15 protein-coding genes are annotated in these 15,233 nt (G+C 67.0%); 8 read left to right on the top strand and 7 right to left on the bottom strand.

Annotated elements, in window-relative coordinates; genetic code table 11:
• Window positions 1-43: 43 nt before the first annotated feature.
• A complete protein-coding gene (locus BLA15945_RS23470) occupies window positions 44-2,617 on the top strand; it encodes a DUF6600 domain-containing protein (RefSeq protein WP_174993480.1) in 2,574 nt (857 codons plus the stop codon).
• Between the two features lie 100 nt (window positions 2,618-2,717).
• Here the strand turns inward: BLA15945_RS23470 and BLA15945_RS23465 are convergent, their stop codons facing one another.
• Entirely contained in the window at window positions 2,718-3,689 is a 972-nt protein-coding gene (locus BLA15945_RS23465) for a thymidylate synthase (RefSeq protein WP_174993479.1), read from the bottom strand.
• Between the two features lie 41 nt (window positions 3,690-3,730).
• Window positions 3,731-5,128 (bottom strand): sigma-54 dependent transcriptional regulator, encoded by a 1,398-nt coding sequence (locus BLA15945_RS23460; protein WP_059235431.1) that lies wholly within the window; start codon window positions 5,126-5,128, stop codon window positions 3,731-3,733.
• Window positions 5,129-5,629: 501 nt separating this feature from the next.
• Here BLA15945_RS23460 and BLA15945_RS23455 point away from each other — a divergent pair.
• Window positions 5,630-5,956 carry a hypothetical protein gene (locus BLA15945_RS23455; protein WP_174993478.1) on the top strand — a complete coding sequence of 109 codons (327 nt, stop codon included), beginning with the start codon at window positions 5,630-5,632 and terminating at the stop codon, window positions 5,954-5,956.
• 296 nt (window positions 5,957-6,252) lie between these two features.
• Window positions 6,253-6,753: a dihydrofolate reductase gene (locus BLA15945_RS23450; protein WP_059235435.1), complete on the top strand. Its 501-nt coding sequence runs from the start codon at window positions 6,253-6,255 to the stop codon at window positions 6,751-6,753.
• 91 nt (window positions 6,754-6,844) lie between these two features.
• Here the strand turns inward: BLA15945_RS23450 and pmbA are convergent, their stop codons facing one another.
• Window positions 6,845-8,215, bottom strand: a complete 1,371-nt coding sequence (pmbA, locus tag BLA15945_RS23445; protein ID WP_059235437.1) for a metalloprotease PmbA — start codon at window positions 8,213-8,215, stop codon at window positions 6,845-6,847.
• 127 nt (window positions 8,216-8,342) lie between these two features.
• Here pmbA and yjgA point away from each other — a divergent pair, with 127 nt between their 5' ends.
• Window positions 8,343-8,945 (top strand): ribosome biogenesis factor YjgA, encoded by a 603-nt coding sequence (yjgA, locus tag BLA15945_RS23440; protein ID WP_320205732.1) that lies wholly within the window; start codon window positions 8,343-8,345, stop codon window positions 8,943-8,945.
• Window positions 8,929-9,546, top strand: a complete 618-nt coding sequence (mog, locus tag BLA15945_RS23435) for a molybdopterin adenylyltransferase (RefSeq protein ID WP_174993476.1) — start codon at window positions 8,929-8,931, stop codon at window positions 9,544-9,546. Before yjgA ends, mog begins: the two co-directional genes overlap by 17 nt.
• Window positions 9,547-9,562: 16 nt before the next feature.
• Here mog and orn read toward each other — a convergent pair whose 3' ends face one another.
• On the bottom strand, window positions 9,563-10,183 hold the full coding sequence (orn, locus tag BLA15945_RS23430) for an oligoribonuclease (RefSeq protein WP_049030222.1): 621 nt from the start codon (window positions 10,181-10,183) through the stop codon (window positions 9,563-9,565).
• A gap of 117 nt (window positions 10,184-10,300) precedes the next feature.
• Between orn and BLA15945_RS23425 the strand changes: the two genes are divergently transcribed.
• From BLA15945_RS23425 to BLA15945_RS23415, 3 genes are all read left to right on the top strand, one after another.
• On the top strand, window positions 10,301-11,560 hold the full coding sequence (locus BLA15945_RS23425; RefSeq protein WP_059235444.1) for a M48 family metallopeptidase: 1,260 nt from the start codon (window positions 10,301-10,303) through the stop codon (window positions 11,558-11,560).
• Entirely contained in the window at window positions 11,557-12,498 is a 942-nt protein-coding gene (rsgA, locus tag BLA15945_RS23420; RefSeq protein ID WP_174993475.1) for a ribosome small subunit-dependent GTPase A, read from the top strand. Before BLA15945_RS23425 ends, rsgA begins: the two co-directional genes overlap by 4 nt.
• Window positions 12,499-12,563: 65 nt before the next feature.
• Window positions 12,564-12,881 carry a putative signal transducing protein gene (locus tag BLA15945_RS23415; protein ID WP_011351362.1) on the top strand — a complete coding sequence of 106 codons (318 nt, stop codon included), beginning with the start codon at window positions 12,564-12,566 and terminating at the stop codon, window positions 12,879-12,881.
• A gap of 64 nt (window positions 12,882-12,945) precedes the next feature.
• On the opposite strand, the gene BLA15945_RS23410 is transcribed toward BLA15945_RS23415, so the two are convergent.
• The 3 genes from BLA15945_RS23410 to rplS all read right to left on the bottom strand — a co-directional run bounded on the left by BLA15945_RS23410 (window position 12,946) and on the right by rplS (window position 15,151).
• Window positions 12,946-13,884 carry a CobD/CbiB family protein gene (locus BLA15945_RS23410; RefSeq protein WP_174993474.1) on the bottom strand — a complete coding sequence of 313 codons (939 nt, stop codon included), beginning with the start codon at window positions 13,882-13,884 and terminating at the stop codon, window positions 12,946-12,948.
• Between the two features lie 100 nt (window positions 13,885-13,984).
• A complete protein-coding gene (locus BLA15945_RS23405) occupies window positions 13,985-14,671 on the bottom strand; it encodes a CoA pyrophosphatase (protein WP_059235448.1) in 687 nt (228 codons plus the stop codon).
• An 87-nt stretch (window positions 14,672-14,758) separates the two neighbouring features.
• Window positions 14,759-15,151, bottom strand: coding sequence for a 50S ribosomal protein L19 (rplS, locus tag BLA15945_RS23400; protein ID WP_059235450.1), 393 nt, complete (start codon window positions 15,149-15,151; stop codon window positions 14,759-14,761).
• Window positions 15,152-15,233 lie beyond the last annotated feature (82 nt).

Below are 15,233 nucleotides of genomic sequence, written 5' to 3'. Positions count from 1 at the left end.
CGGCACGAATCGACGCGCCGCGACAACGACGATCACGCTCACCATGGCCACCCAGTTCACGCTCAAGCGAACCGCCCGCTGCACGCTGCTCGCGTTCGCCGCGCTTGCGGCACTAGCGCCCGCATTCGCGCAATCGGCCGCGGCCCCTCAGTACGCGGCCGCTGCACGGCAACCGGGCGGCGACCCGCCCAGCCGCGTCGCGCGGCTCAACTACCTGTCGGGTGCCGTCACGACCGAACCGGCCGGCAGCGATACGTGGTCGTATGCGGCCGTGAACCGGCCGCTCACGACCGGCGACCAGCTCTGGAACGATGCCGGCGCGCGCTCGGAACTGCACATCGGCTCGTCCGCGGTGCGGCTCGGCGAATCGACGAGCCTGTCGGTGCTCAATCTCGACGACACGACGACGCAGTTGAAAGTCGGCCTCGGCACCGTCTCGACGCACGTGCGCGCCCTGCCTGCCGGCGGATCGTACGAAATCGATACGCCGAACCTCGCGCTCGGCATCACGGGCCCCGGCGACTATCGCGTCGACGTCGCGCCGAACGGCGCGAGCACGACCGTGACGGTACGCAGCGGCAGCGCGACCGTGTACGGCAGCAACGGGCAGTACCCGCTGTCGCCCGGGCAGCAGGTCGTGTTCACGGGCACCGACCTGCAGGTCGCGCAGCAATCGGCGGCGCCGGGCCCCGACCCGCTCGACCAATGGGCCGCCAGCCGCGACGCGGCCGAAGAGCGCTCGGTGTCGGCCCGCTACGTGTCGCGTGACGTGCCCGGTTACCAGGATCTCGACGCGAACGGCACGTGGCGCGAAACCCCGAATTACGGCTCGGTCTGGGTGCCGAACGACACGCCGGCCGACTGGGCGCCGTATCACGACGGTCACTGGATCTGGCAGGCGCCGTGGGGCTGGACCTGGGTCGACGACCAACCGTGGGGCTTCGCGCCGTATCACTACGGCCGCTGGGCCTACGTGGACGATAGCTGGGCATGGGTGCCGGGCCCGATGGTCGTCAGCCAGCCGCCCGTCTATGCACCGGCGCTCGTCGCGTTCGTGGGTGGCGGCGGCGGTCCCGACTGGAGCGTCGCGCTCACGGTCGGCGGCGTCGCCGCGGCCGGTTGCGCGTGGTTCGCGCTCGGCCCCGGCGAACCGTGGCACCCGGGCTGGGGCGGCTGGAGTCCGCATTACTACGACCGCGTCAATCGCAACATCGTGGTGAACAACGTCAACGTGAACAAGACCGTGAACGTGACGAACATCACCAACATGACCAACATCAACAAGACGTACGTGAACTTCCGCGCACCGCACGCGATCACGGCCGTCCCAGCCTCCGCGTTCGTGCATGGCCAGCCGGTCGCGCACTTCTCGCAGCACGTCGATCCGCAGCAATGGCGCAACGCGCACGTCACGCCGGGCACGCCCGGCATCGCTCCGGTACGCCAGAGCTTTACCGGCGGGCTGCGCAACGCCAGCTACCGTCCGCCGGCGGCGATCGCGCAGCACCCGTATGTCGCGACGCGCAACCCCGCCGTGCCGGCCGCGTATCGCGACCAGGCCGCTACCCGCCTCGCGCACCAGGGCGGACGCGTGCCGGGCGCCGGCGCACCTGTCGTGAAGACGAGCGTGCCGGCCGACTACCGGGCACGCCCGGTTCGCGTGCCGGGCAATCCCGGCGGCGGCGCGTGGGCGATGCACAACGTGCAGCTCGTGAATCCGCACGGCCCCGTCGTGCAGCCGTCGCGCGCGCCGCGCGAAGGTCAGCCGGCCGCCGTGCAGGCCGGGCGGCCGGGTGCACCGGTGCCGGGCGTGCCGAATGCCGGACGGCCGGCGAACGGCGAAAACCCCGGCGCGCCGCGTTTCGCCAACGGCGGCATGCCTCAGGCGCCCGGCAACCCGATGCCGCATCAGGCATTCGCGCCAGGCAACGGCGTCCCGCATCCGCCGGTAGCGAACAACATGCCGTCGGGCATCGGCAACGCGCACGCAGCCGACGCACCGTCACCCGCATGGATGCAGCCGCACACGCCGATGGAACGTCAGCGCCCCGCCCCGCCGACCGCGCTGCACGCCGCAGGCCAGAATGCGCTGCCGCCCGTGCGCAGCGCGGCCGTGCCGCATCCGGGCGGCGTAGCGGCTCAAGAAGGCATGCCGCCCGGCGGCCGGAACGAAGCGCCGCGCGCGCTGCCGCAACCGAGGATCGACAACACGGCGCAGCTTTCGCAGCCGCGTCCGCGCCCCGATTTCCAGACACCGGCCCAGCACGCGCAACCGCAACCGGAACGAGCCATCCCGGCGCAGCCGCCGCATCCCGACTTCGCGCAACCGGCGCCGCATCGCGATGTCGCTCCGCCGCGCGTGAACGAGTACCGCCCGCCGGCCCCCGCCGTGCACGACATGCCGCGTCCGCAACCGCAGATGCCGCATACGGAACCTCGGCCACAACCCGCGCCACGTATGGAGCCGCGACCGCAACCGGCACCCCGTATGGAACCGCGCCCGTCGATGCCCGCCCCTCGCATGGAACCGCGGCCGCAACCGGCGCCGCACGTCGAGGCGCCGCACCCGGGCAACTCGCCGCCGCCAGGCGGTCACGATGAGCGGCATCGCCAGTAAGTGCCGCAAATGTGAAACAAAAAGGCCCGCCCGGTATCAGCCGGTCGGGCCTTTTTTATCGGGGTGCGGATCGATGAAACCGCACGCCCCGGGCGTGCGCTCAGACCGCCATCGGCGCGGTCAGCGGCTCATGGTGACGGTAGCCGACCAGCGAGAAATCGGACGGCTCGATCTGCTCCAGCCATTCGGGCGCATAGATGCCCGTCTTCGCGTAGTCGGGCACGCGCTCGGCAATCTCGAGCCGCGGGCTTTCGTACGGCTCGCGCGTGAGCTGCTGTTGCAGCATGTCGAGCTGGTTCTCGTAGATGTGCGCGTCGCCGATGAAATACGTGAACCAGCGCGGCGTGTAGCCCGTCAGCCGGCCGACGAGCGCCAGCAGCGCGGCCCCTTCCGTCAGGTTGAACGGCGTGCCGAGGCCGACGTCATTGCTGCGGATATACAGGCACAGCGAGATTTCGCGCTTCGTTGCGTTCGGCAGGAACTGGTACAGCAGATGGCATGCGGGCAGCGCGATCTGGTCGAGCACGGCCGGATTCCACGCGTGAAACAGAATGCGACGGTCGGACGGGTTCTCCATGATCGTGTCCAGGCACTGGCGCAACTGGTCGATCGCCTTGTACAGCAGTACCTTCGGCGCACCGTCTTCGTCGAAACGGGTGACGATCCGGTAGCCGCGGCGCGTCGCATCGGCGATCTGCGCGTCGGCACCCGCGTCGAGCACCTTGTAGCCCGGCCACTGGCGCCATTGCACGCCGTACACGTCGCCGAGATCGTCGACGCCCTGGCGATACGGGTTCGCGAGCCACTGCGCGTTCTCGTTCGCGTTCGCATCCCACACCTTGCAGCCGAGCGCACGGAAATCGGCCGCGCTGCGCGACGCGCGCAGGAAGCCGACCAGCTCGCCGATCGCGGACTTGAACGCGAGCTTCTTGGTCGTCACGGCCGGAAAGCCTTGCTGCAGGTCGAAGCGCAGCATCGCGCCCGGCATGCTGATGGTGCGGATCCCCGTGCGATTTTCCTGCCAGGTGCCGGTATCGAGAATGGTACGAACGAGATCGAGATACTGTTTCATGCGGGTTCCTTCGGCCGCGAGGGCGGCCGTACCCGCCAATTTTAGCAAGCGTGGTGAGGAAGCTCCGGCAACGGCGCCGAAAACCCTGCCAGCGTGTCGCCGCGATCGCGCATCCCGTGCGCACACATCAGCCGATAGAGCGTCACGCGCGACACGCCAAGCTCGCGCGCGGCATCCGCGAACCGGCCGCGGTGGCGCAGCAGCGCCTGCTCGATCACCTGCCGTTCGGCCGCTTCCCGCGCCTCCAGCAACGACACGGGCGCGAGCGTCGCGAAGTCGTTCAGCTCGAGATCGGCCGCGGTGATCATCCGGCCCTCCGACATCACGATCGCGCGGCGCACGCGGTTGATCAGTTCGCGCACGTTGCCCGGCCACGAATAGCCGTACAGCGACGCGACCGCGTCAGGGGAAAAACCGCGCAGGCGACGATGCGCATCGCCCTTGAAACGCTCGAGCATGTGCCGCGCGAGCACCTCGATGTCCTTGCCGCGCGCTCGCAGCGGCGGCTCCTCGATCTTCAGCACGCACAGGCGATGGTACAGGTCCTCGCGGAAGCGCCCTTCACGCAACGCCGTCTCCATGTCCACGTGCGTCGCGCAGATCACGCGCACATCGACGGGCACCGACACGTGCGCGCCGAGCCGTTCGATCTTGCCTTCCTGCAGGAAACGCAACAGGCTCGCCTGGCTTTCGAGCGGCAGATCGCCGATTTCGTCGAGAAACAGCGTGCCGCCGTTGGCGGCCTCGACGCGGCCGATCTTGCGCTGGTTCGCACCGGTGAACGCGCCGCGTTCATAGCCGAACAGTTCGGCCTGCAGCAGCGTCGACGGAATCGCGCCGCAATTGATCGCGATGAATGACGCCTGGGCGCGCGACGAACGCTCGTGAATCGCGACCGCCGTCAGCTCCTTGCCGGTGCCCGATTCGCCGGAGATGAACACGGGTGCGTCGGTCGCCGCGACGCGGCGGATCGTCCTGAACAGCCCGAGCATCGCGTCGCAGGTGCCGACCATCTCGCCTTCGCTGCGTCCGGCGCCGACGGGCGGCGCGACGGGATCGGTCAGCGCGACCATGCCGTGCGCATGACCGACGGTCTCGACGATCCGCGACGTTTCGTAGGGCATCGTCACGTAGTCGAAGCAATAATCGCGAATGAGATGGCGCAGCGTCGCGTCCTGCAACTGGCCGCGCCGCGTCGCCGCGATCCAGCCGATGTGCTGGATGCTCAGGCAGGTTTCGAGTTCGCGCAGATCCGACGGCTTGAAGCCCGGCGAGAAATCGAGCAGGCCGGCCGTGGCGACGCCATGCTGCACGACGCGCCGCACATCGCGCACGGTCTCCGCGAGATCGACGCTCCAGCCGCATTCGTCGAAATGGCCGCGCAACGCGTCGTTCGGTTCGCGCGAATAGTAGATCACGTGCCGCTGATCGGCTCCCATATGCTCACCCCGTTCATCAACCGTCTAACGATTGCCGCACACGTCAAGTCACGTGAAAAAGGATCGAATCGGGTCAGCCAGAGGTGGCTCGATTCGCCATGCCGATGCGCGGCAACGACAAAGCCTCGCATGATGGCGCTTATCTCGCGTCCAGTTCTTTTTGATCAAGACAGCTTAGTTATAGGCACCGAATACGACAAACCCGTTTCAGCGCCGATGGCGATGCGGCCCGATCGCTCAACAGGTCGATGCAGGTCAATCATCTGCACATAGCACTTGCGCAGCGAAGGAGCCTTCATCAACACACGGGCCGATTTTCATCCTTGAAGCGCGCCGATTGAATCCGCAGTATTCCCGACCCCCTTCGTTTCAGGCCTGAAACATTTTCAGGCGTTTTCAGCCACAATTCGCAACGCTTGAGCGCGAATCGCAATGGCGACAACGATCCCGGCACGATGGCATGTATTTCGCTGAATACGCAAACGATCGGAGACGGCCATCATGCGCAAACATCTTTTACTTTCTTTCGTGCCGTTGGCGCTTGCGCTCACGGCCGCCGGCCCGCCTGCGCCGGCACGCGCGGACGAAGCCGCGCAGCCGGATCGCGCCATGCTGCTCGCCGATATCGCGCCGAGCATGCAGCACGGCAACGGGTTCGGCATCGTGACCGTGTCGGCACCGCAACCGCTGCCGGCCGGCAAGGCTTCCGTGACGCTGTGGGACGAGATCCCGCCGCCGCCCCAGTTGCCGATGCCGCTTCCGGTACCGCAACCGGGCGACATGCAGCATGCGATGGAAGGCAATGCTCAGGGCAATACACGTCAGTGAGGCTGCACCGGAAAAATCAATAAGGATGACGTACTGAATTGACGATCGAACCAGGCCGGATGTCATCGGCCGGAACGGCATCGCCGATCTCGCACGCGACACGTTTTTGTGCTCCGTCCCCCGGCGGGCACTCTTTTTATTCGGATCGCCGCCGCGACGCATGACATGACATGACATGACATGACGCGTCGCGGCGCGCAGCGCAGGCAAGCCGATGCGCGTGTACGCGGAATCCGGCACGCGCCGCCGTTCCGGTAGAATCGGCGCCATTCCGTTTTCCCTGTTCCCAGACCTTCATGACGACGTTGACCCTGATCGTCGCGCGTGCCCGCAACGGCATCATCGGCCGCGACAACCAGTTGCCCTGGAAACTTCCCGAGGATCTCGCATTCTTCAAGCGCACGACGATGGGCGCGCCGATCGTAATGGGCCGCAAGACCCACGAATCGATCGGCCGGCCGCTGCCGGGCCGCCGCAATATCGTCGTCACGCGCGACGCCACGCGCCGCTTCGACGGCTGCGACACGGTCACGTCGCTTGCCGATGCACTGGCGCTTGCCGCGCAAGACGATGTGCCCGAGGCATTCCTGATCGGCGGCGCGCAACTGTATGCGGAAGGCCTCACGCTGGCCGACAAGCTGGTCGTCACCGAGATCGATGCCGACTTCGACGGCGACGCGTCGTTCCCCGCGCCCGACGCCGCACACTGGCAGGAAGTGTCGCGCGATGCGCATCAGGCCGCCGCGCCGAATACGTTCGGCTATGCGTTCGTCGTCTACGCGCGCAAGCGCGGCTGACGCGTTTCGCAGTCACGCACGATGAAAAAAGCCCGACCGGCGTGAGCCGGTCGGGCTTTTTCGCTGGATGGCGGCTGACGCCGCGCGTCGCTTACTGCCCCGCGATCGTCATCTGCTCGATCAGCACCGAGCCCGTTTCCTTCGTACCGCGCACGATCGAATCGGCGCCGATCGCGACGATGTGCCGGAACATTTCCTGCAGCGTGCTCGCGACGGTGATTTCCTCGACCGGATACTGGATCACGCCGTTCTCCACCCAGAAACCCGCCGCGCCGCGCGAATAGTCGCCCGTCACGTAGTTCACGCCCTGCCCCATCAGCTCGGTCAGCAGCAGGCCCGTGCCGAGCTTCTTCAGCATGGCGTCGAAATCGTCTCCGGCCTGCGTGCTCGAGCTGCGCAGCGCGAGGTTGTGCGAACCGCCCGCGTTACCGGTGGTTTGCGTGCCGAGCTTGCGTGCCGAATAGGTCGACAGGAAGTAGCCTTCGACGACACCGTCCTTCACGACGCTGCGCGCGCGCGTACGCACGCCTTCCTCGTCGAACGGTGCGCTGCCCATCGCGCGCGGCACGTGCGGATCCTCGACGACCTGGATGTGCGGTGCGAACACCGGCTTGCCGAGGCTGTCGACGAGGAACGACGTCTTGCGGTACAGCGCGCCGCCGCTCACGGCCTGCACGAATGCGCCGAGCAGGCCCGCCGCGAGCGGCGCCTCGAACAGCACGGGCACCTTGCGGGTGTCGAGACGGCGTGCGCCCATCCGTGCGAGCGCGCGCTCGGCCGCGTAACGGCCGACCGCTTCGGGCGCCGCGAGATCGATCGCGCTGCGCTTCGACGAATACCAGTCGTCGCGCTGCATGTGACGGCCGCTACCCGCGATCGGCGCGCACGCGATGTAGTGGCGCGAGTACGGGTAGCCGGACAGGAAGCCGCGCGACGTCGCGAGCACGAACTGCGAATGCTGCGCCGACACGCTCGCGCCTTCCGAATTGCGGATCTGCGGGCTGACCGCGAAGGCGGCGTCTTCCGCGCGGCGGGCGAGCTCGACGGCCTCGTCGGCCGTCAGCGCCCACGGGTGGTACAGGTCGAGATCGCGCGGGTCGGTTTCGAGCAGTTCGGCCTCGGCGAGACCGGCCGCTTCGTCCTCGGCCGTGAAGCGCGCGATGTTGTACGCGGCGGCGACGGTATCCTTGATCGCGGCCGGCGAGAAATCGGACGTGCTCGCGTTGCCGCGCTTCTTGCCGATGAACACGGTCACGCCGACCATCTTGTCGCGGTTGTGTTCGATCGTTTCGACTTCGCCGCGGCGCACCGACACCGACAGGCCGTCGCCTTCGGAGATTTCGGTCGCGGCGTCCGACGCGCCGAGCGCCTTCGCATGGCGAAGGATGTCCGACGCGATTTCTTTGAGCTGGTCCTGCGTGTGCGGGAAATAGCGCGCTTGTACGTCGAGATTGGCTGCCATCGTCTTGGTATCCGGTGGCGGGCGGGCGCCCGCATGGTCAAAATGTTGCGTATCCCGCGATCATAGCAAGGTCCGGGGCCGCGCACCGACAAGCTTGGGGTGTCCGCGCCGCGATACAATGCCGCCTATGACACGCAAAACCCGAATCCAGCCGATCGAGCATGCCGTCGAGGACGACGACAACGGCTACGATCGCCCCAGCAAATCCCAGTTGAAGCGCGAGATGCACGAGCTGCAGGTGCTCGGCCAGGCGCTCGTCGATCTGCCGAAAGACGCCCTCAAGCGCATGCCGATGCCCGAAAGTCTCTCGGATGCCGTTCGCGAGGCACGCCGGATCACCGATCACGAAGGCAAGCGCCGCCAGCTCCAGTACGTCGGCCGCGTGATGCGCTCGCTGACCGACGACGAAACGGCCGCGCTGCGCACCGCACTCGACGCACAACGCGGCGTGAACAAGGCCGCGACGGCCCGCCTGCACTGGATCGAGCGCACGCGCGACCAGTTGCTCGCCAACGACGACGCACTGACCGACTTCCTGCGCCAGCACCCGGAAGCGGATATCCAGGAAGGCCGCACGCTGATCCGCAACGCACGCAAGGAAGCGCAGCAAGGCAAGCCGCCGCGCTATTTCCGCGAGCTGTTCCAGTGGATCAAGACCGCAAGCGGCACGCCCGATGCGGGTGACGAGGCGCCGGACGACACCGAAGACGACCATGACGACGAAGCGTAACCACCCGGACGAGCTGGTCGTCGGCCTCGTGTCGATCAGCGACCGCGCGAGCACGGGCGTCTACGAAGACAAGGGCATTCCGGCACTGCAGGAGTGGCTCGCCGGCACGCTGGTTTCGCCGTGGCGCGCCGAAACGCGCTTGATCCAGGACGATGCGCCGACGATTTCCGCCACGCTCGCCGAGCTCGTCGACGTCGCGGGGTGCGACCTCGTGCTGACGACCGGCGGCACGGGCCCCGCGCGCCGTGACGTGACGCCCGAGGCCACGCTGGCCGTGGCGACGAAGGAAATGCCGGGATTCGGCGAGCAGATGCGGCAGATCAGCCTGAATTTCGTGCCGACCGCGATCCTGTCGCGGCAGGTCGCGGTGATCCGCGAGACGGCCGACCATGCGGCGCTGATCATCAACCTGCCCGGCCAGCCGAAGTCGATCCGGGAAACGCTCGAAGGGCTGCGCGATGCCGACGGCAAGTCGACCGTGCCCGGCATCTTCGCCGCGGTGCCCTACTGCATCGACCTGATCGGCGGCCCGTACATCGAGACCGACGCCGCGGTGGTCGCGGCGTTCCGGCCGAAAAGCGCGCAGCGCGCGCCGCGTTGAGCGCGTGCCGGCCCGCTCAGGCGGCCGGCGCGGACTCGCCTGCCGGCGCCGATGCGGCCGGAATCAGGAAATGCTCGCGGTAATACTTCAGCTCGTCGATCGACTCGTGGATGTCCGCGAGCGCCGTGTGCATCGCACGCTTCTGGAAACCCTTGTAGATCGCGGGCTGCCAGCGGCGGCACAGCTCCTTGAGCGTGCTGACGTCGAGATTGCGGTAGTGGAAGAACCGCTCGAATTCCGGCATCCAGCGCGCCATGAAGCGGCGGTCCTGGCAGATCGAGTTGCCGCACATCGGCGACTTGCCCGGCGACACGTACTGCGCGAGGAACGCCTGCAGCTGCGCGGCGGCTTCCGCCTCGGTCACCGTCGACGCGCGCACGCGGTCGATCAGGCCCGAGCGGCCGTGCGTCGACTTGTTCCAGTCGTCCATCTTCGCGAGCGTTTCGTCGCTCTGGTGGATCGCGAACACCGGGCCTTCGACCGCGATGTCGAGCGTGGAATTGGTCACGACGACCGCGATCTCGATGATGCGGTCGTTATCCGGGTCGAGGCCCGTCATCTCCATGTCGAGCCAGACGAGGTTCAACTCGTTGCGCACGAGCGCGGGCTGGCTGGCGGAAGCGGCGGTATCGGTCATGAGTCATCCTGGAAAATGGCGGACGGCGCGCGGCGCCGCCCGGGCGGCCGGCATCGCATCAGCGGGGCCGGTCCGCAAGAACATATAATTCTCGCATAGAACCCTTTGGCGCCTTCGATGTCACCCTTTTCGTTCACCCTGCTGTTCGCGATCGCCGTACTCGCGATGGTCGTCACCAAGCTGTGGCTCGCGTCGCGGCAGATCCGCTTCGTCGCGGCGCACCGCAACGGCGTGCCCGCGCAGTTCAGCGCGACCATCCCGCTGACCGCCCACCAGCGCGCGGCCGACTATACGGTCGAGCGCACCCGGCTGACGATGCTCGAAATCGTCGTCAGCGCAGCCGTGCTGGTCGGCCTCACGCTGCTCGGCGGCGTCGGTGCGCTCGACACGCTGCTGACCGGCTGGCTCGGGCGCGGCTACGGGCAGCAGGTCGCGCTCGTCGCCGCGGTGCTCGTGATCACCAGCGTGATCGACATCCCGTTCGAGTACTACCGCCAGTTCGGGATCGAGCAGCGATTCGGCTTCAACCGGATGACGAAACGGCTGTTCTTCACCGACATGCTGAAAAACTCGCTGCTCGGCGCGGCACTCGGCCTGCCGCTGCTGTTCGTCGTGCTGTGGCTGATGAACCAGGCCGGCAGCCTGTGGTGGCTGTGGACCTGGATCGTCTGGGTCGCGTTCCAGATGCTCGTGCTGCTGATCTACCCGACCTTCATCGCGCCGATCTTCAACAAGTTCGAGCCGCTGAAGGACGACGCGCTGCGCTCGCGCATCGAATCGCTGATGAAGCGCTGCGGTTTCGCGGCGAAGGGGCTGTTCGTGATGGACGGCAGCCGCCGCTCCGCACACGGCAACGCGTATTTCACGGGCTTCGGCGCATCGAAGCGGATCGTGTTCTTCGACACGCTGCTCGCGCGCCTGTCCGGCCAGGAAATCGAGGCCGTGCTCGCGCACGAACTCGGCCATTTCAAGCGCCGTCACGTGATGAAGCGCATGCTCGTGTCGTTCGTGCTGAGCCTCGTGCTGCTCGCGCTGCTCGGCTGGCTCGCGCAACGCACGTGGTTCTACACCGGGCTCGGCGTCATACCGTCGCTCGACACCAGCAACGCGGGCGCGGCGCTCGTGCTGTTCTTCCTCGCGATTCCGGTGTTCCTGTTCTTCGCGACGCCGTTCAGCAGCCTGACGTCGCGCAAGCACGAATTCGAGGCCGATGCGTTCGCGGCCAGCCAGACCGACGCGCAGGATCTCGTCAGCGCGCTCGTGAAGCTGTACGAGGACAACGCGTCAACGCTGACGCCCGACCCCGTCTACACGGCCTTCTACTACTCGCATCCGCCTGCGTCGCAGCGGATCGACCGCCTGCTGCAACACGCATGAGCCGCCCGACTTCCCGCAAGCCGGCCCCGCGCGCGTCGAACGCGCAACGGACCGAAGGCCGCGTGATCGCGGCGCACGGGCGCCACTACATCGTCGCACCCGACGACGGCGGCCCGATGCTGCAGTGCTTCCCGCGCGGCAAGAAGAGCGACATCGCGGTCGGCGACCGCGTCGTGTACGAACTCGCATCGGCCGACCAGGGCGTGATCGTCGAGATCGGCGAACGACGCAACCTGCTGTACCGTTCCGACCAGTTCAAGTCGAAGCTGTTCGCGGCCAACCTCGACCAGTTGCTGATCGTGCTCGCGACCGAGCCCTATTTCAGCGAAGATCTGCTCGGCCGCGCGCTGATCGCCGCCGAGGCGAACGAGCTGAAGCCGCTCGTCGTGCTGAACAAGATCGACGTCGAGGCCGCACTGCCGGTCGCGCGCGAACGCCTCGCCCCCTACCGTGCGCTCGGCTACGACGTGCTCGAGCTGTCGGTGAAAGGTTCGCCCGACGACGCGCGTGCGCAACTGATGCCGCACCTCGCCGGACATTCGACGATCCTGCTCGGTCAGTCCGGGATGGGCAAATCGACGCTCGTGAACCTGCTCGTGCCCGACGCCGAGGCCGCCACGCGCGAGATTTCGGCAGCGCTCAACAGCGGCCGCCACACGACGACGTTCACGCGCCTCTACCCGCTGGAAGGCGGCGGCGCACTGATCGATTCGCCGGGCTTCCAGGAATTCGGCCTCTACCACCTGACGGAAGGCCGCCTCGAACGTGCGTTCCCGGAGTTCCGTCCGCTACTCGCGGACTGCCGTTTCTATAATTGTCATCATCTGCACGAGCCCGGCTGCGCGATTCTCGACGCCGTCGCCGATGGCCGCATCGCACCGACGCGGCACGCGCTGTACGCGCAGCTCGTGCACGAAGCGAGCCAGATCGTCCGCTGAGCGCGCGGGACGCGCGCGGCGCCGGCCGGCACGCTGCGGGCCCGCCTTCACCGACAGGAGCCGCGATGCGTTTCAAGGCACCCGATCTCGCGACCGCGCAGCATTGGGCCAACGTGCTTCAGGTGGCCGGCATCGGTTGCGAGCTGCACAACTGCTACGCGACGGGCGCGCTCGGCGGCCTGCCGGCCGATGCGTGCACGCCCGAACTGTGGCTCGACGACGAACGCGACGACGCGCTCGCCCGCCGGCTCCTCGACGCCGCGTCGCACGGCCCGTCGGCCGGCGCAGCGCCGTGGCGCTGCCGGCAGTGCGGCGAAGCGCTCGAAGCGCAGTTCACCGCGTGCTGGCAATGCGGCGCCGTGCGCGATCCGCTCGACGACTGACCCCACAGCAACAAGGCCGGCATCAAGCCGGCCTTGTTCTTTCATCGGGTATTGCGGTGCCCCGTCACGACACCCAGACGGCGAGCGTCAGCATCAGCAGCAGGATCATCCACAGGATCACCGCGCGCCAGACAAGGCCGACCGCCGACTGCAGCGTTCGCGGCGTGCAATCGTCACCGACCGTCAAAGGACCGCTGTCGCCGACCGCCAGCGCATCGAGGCTCGACGGCTCCGCGAGCGGCCCCGCGAGACGCGCGCCGAGCGCGCCGCTGCCGGCTGCGAGCAGCACGCCGTCGTTCGGGTCGGGCCACTGGCGCGTGTGATTGCGCCACGCGTAGATCGCATCCTCGAAATTGCCGACGATCGCGAAGCCGAGCGCCGTCAGACGCGCGGGAATCCAGTCGATCACGAAGAACGCGCGCTGCGCGAACGTCGAGAACGCAGCCGTGCGGTCGTCGCCCGGCGCCGACCAGGTGCGCGCGAGGTATTCGGAAATCCGGTACAGCACGGCGCCGGCGGGGCCGATCGGCAGCACATACCAGAAGAACACGCCGAACACGTGGCGGTGCGATGCGACAACCGCGTGGATCAGCGTGTGGCGGACGATTTCACCGACCGGCATGTCGACCGTGTCGATGCCCGTCCACTCGTGGAGGATTTCGCGCGCACGCGGCACGTCGTCGTTGTTGAGCGCGAGGTGGATATCGGTGAAGTAATGGCTGAACTGGCGGAAGCCGAGCGTGAAATACACGACGACGACGTTCCACAGGAACGCGAGCACGAAGCTCACCTTGAACAGCAGGAAATAGATCAGCGCGACGATCAGCACCCACGGCAGCACGACCGCGAGCCATGCGAGGATGCCGTGCTTCTGCTTGCCGGCGTCGAGGCCATGCGCGACGGTTTCCGCATGAAACTGGAACAGCGCAAACACCGGATTGCTCGGTGATAACGCGCGGACCTGTTCGATGATGAGGGCGAGGAGAACCGAAAAGAAAGTCATGCGTGGCGCCGTCTTCGGAGTTATGTCATTTTTTGCATAACGATAGCACAGCGTAAGCCCCGCATGGCGGCCGGCGGCGCGCGCCGGCCGGTGCGTGCACCTAGCCGGCGGCCAAGAAGCGGTAGAGATTGCGAAACATGGCGGCAGTTGCGCCCCAGATGAAGTAATGCCCGGCCGGTTCGCCATTCGGATAAGGCATCGCAAAAAAACGACGCTCGCCGCCTTCCCAGCGGAACACGCGGACCTGGTGGTTCGCGGGATTCATCAGGAACGCGAGCGGCACTTCGAAAATCTCGGCGACTTCGAACGTGTCGGCCTGCACGGTGAACGGCGGATGCACGAGGCCGACCACCGGCGTCACGCAGAAACCCGTGCCGGTCAGGTAGTCGGGCAGCGCACCGAGAATCTCGACGCGCTCCGCGGCCAGCCCGATCTCTTCCTTCGCCTCGCGCAACGCGGTGGCCGTGGCATCGCGATCGAACGGTTCGCGACGGCCGCCGGGGAAGCTGATCTGTCCGGCGTGGTCGTTCAGGTGGTCGGCGCGCTGGGTCAGCAGCACGGTGAGGCCCGACTCGCGAACAACGAGCGGCATGAGGACGGCCGCGCTCCGCGGATCGACGCCTTCCTGCAGCCTCGCTTCGCCGGGCTCGACGCTCCATTCAAGCGTGCGCGCGAAACGTTCGCGCAAGCCGGACGGCGTCATCAGGCGGGGATCGATGACAGGCAGGCCGGCGCCGGTGCCTTCGACCGGCAGGACTTCGGGATCGATGATGGGGCGGCGATTCAATGGGGCTCTCGGGGTCGTGTCGTATCGAGCATATTGTCGCGCCAGAATGAAAAAAGCACCCGGTTGGGTGCTTTTTCCTTACAGCTCTTACTCTTGGGAAGCTGCTGCGGCGCGATCCTTCGACACCAGCTTTTCCTTGATACGAGCCGACTTGCCCGAACGCTCGCGCAGGTAGTACAGCTTCGCACGACGCACATCGCCGCGACGCTTCACGACGATGCTTGCCAGCAGCGGCGAGTACGTCTGGAACGTACGCTCGACGCCTTCGCCCGACGAGATCTTGCGGACGATGAAGTTCGAGTTCAGACCACGGCTGCGAATCGCGATCACGACGCCTTCGTAAGCCTGAACGCGCTTGCGGGTACCTTCAACCACGTTCACGTTCACGATCACCGTGTCGCCCGGGGCGAAATCGGGGATCGTCTTGCCGGCGAGCGCGCGCTCGATTTCTTCCTGCTCAAGTTTTGCGATCAGATTCATTACTGACTCCTTATGCCATCTTGTCGGCGTTGGCACCCGCCTGCTTCCAGGCCTGGCCCCGATAGAGGATGGATTCACATCA

The organism is Burkholderia arboris (genome assembly GCF_902499125.1).
Taxonomy (GTDB): domain Bacteria; phylum Pseudomonadota; class Gammaproteobacteria; order Burkholderiales; family Burkholderiaceae; genus Burkholderia; species Burkholderia arboris.
This window is presented reverse-complemented; position numbering and strand designations above follow the sequence as displayed.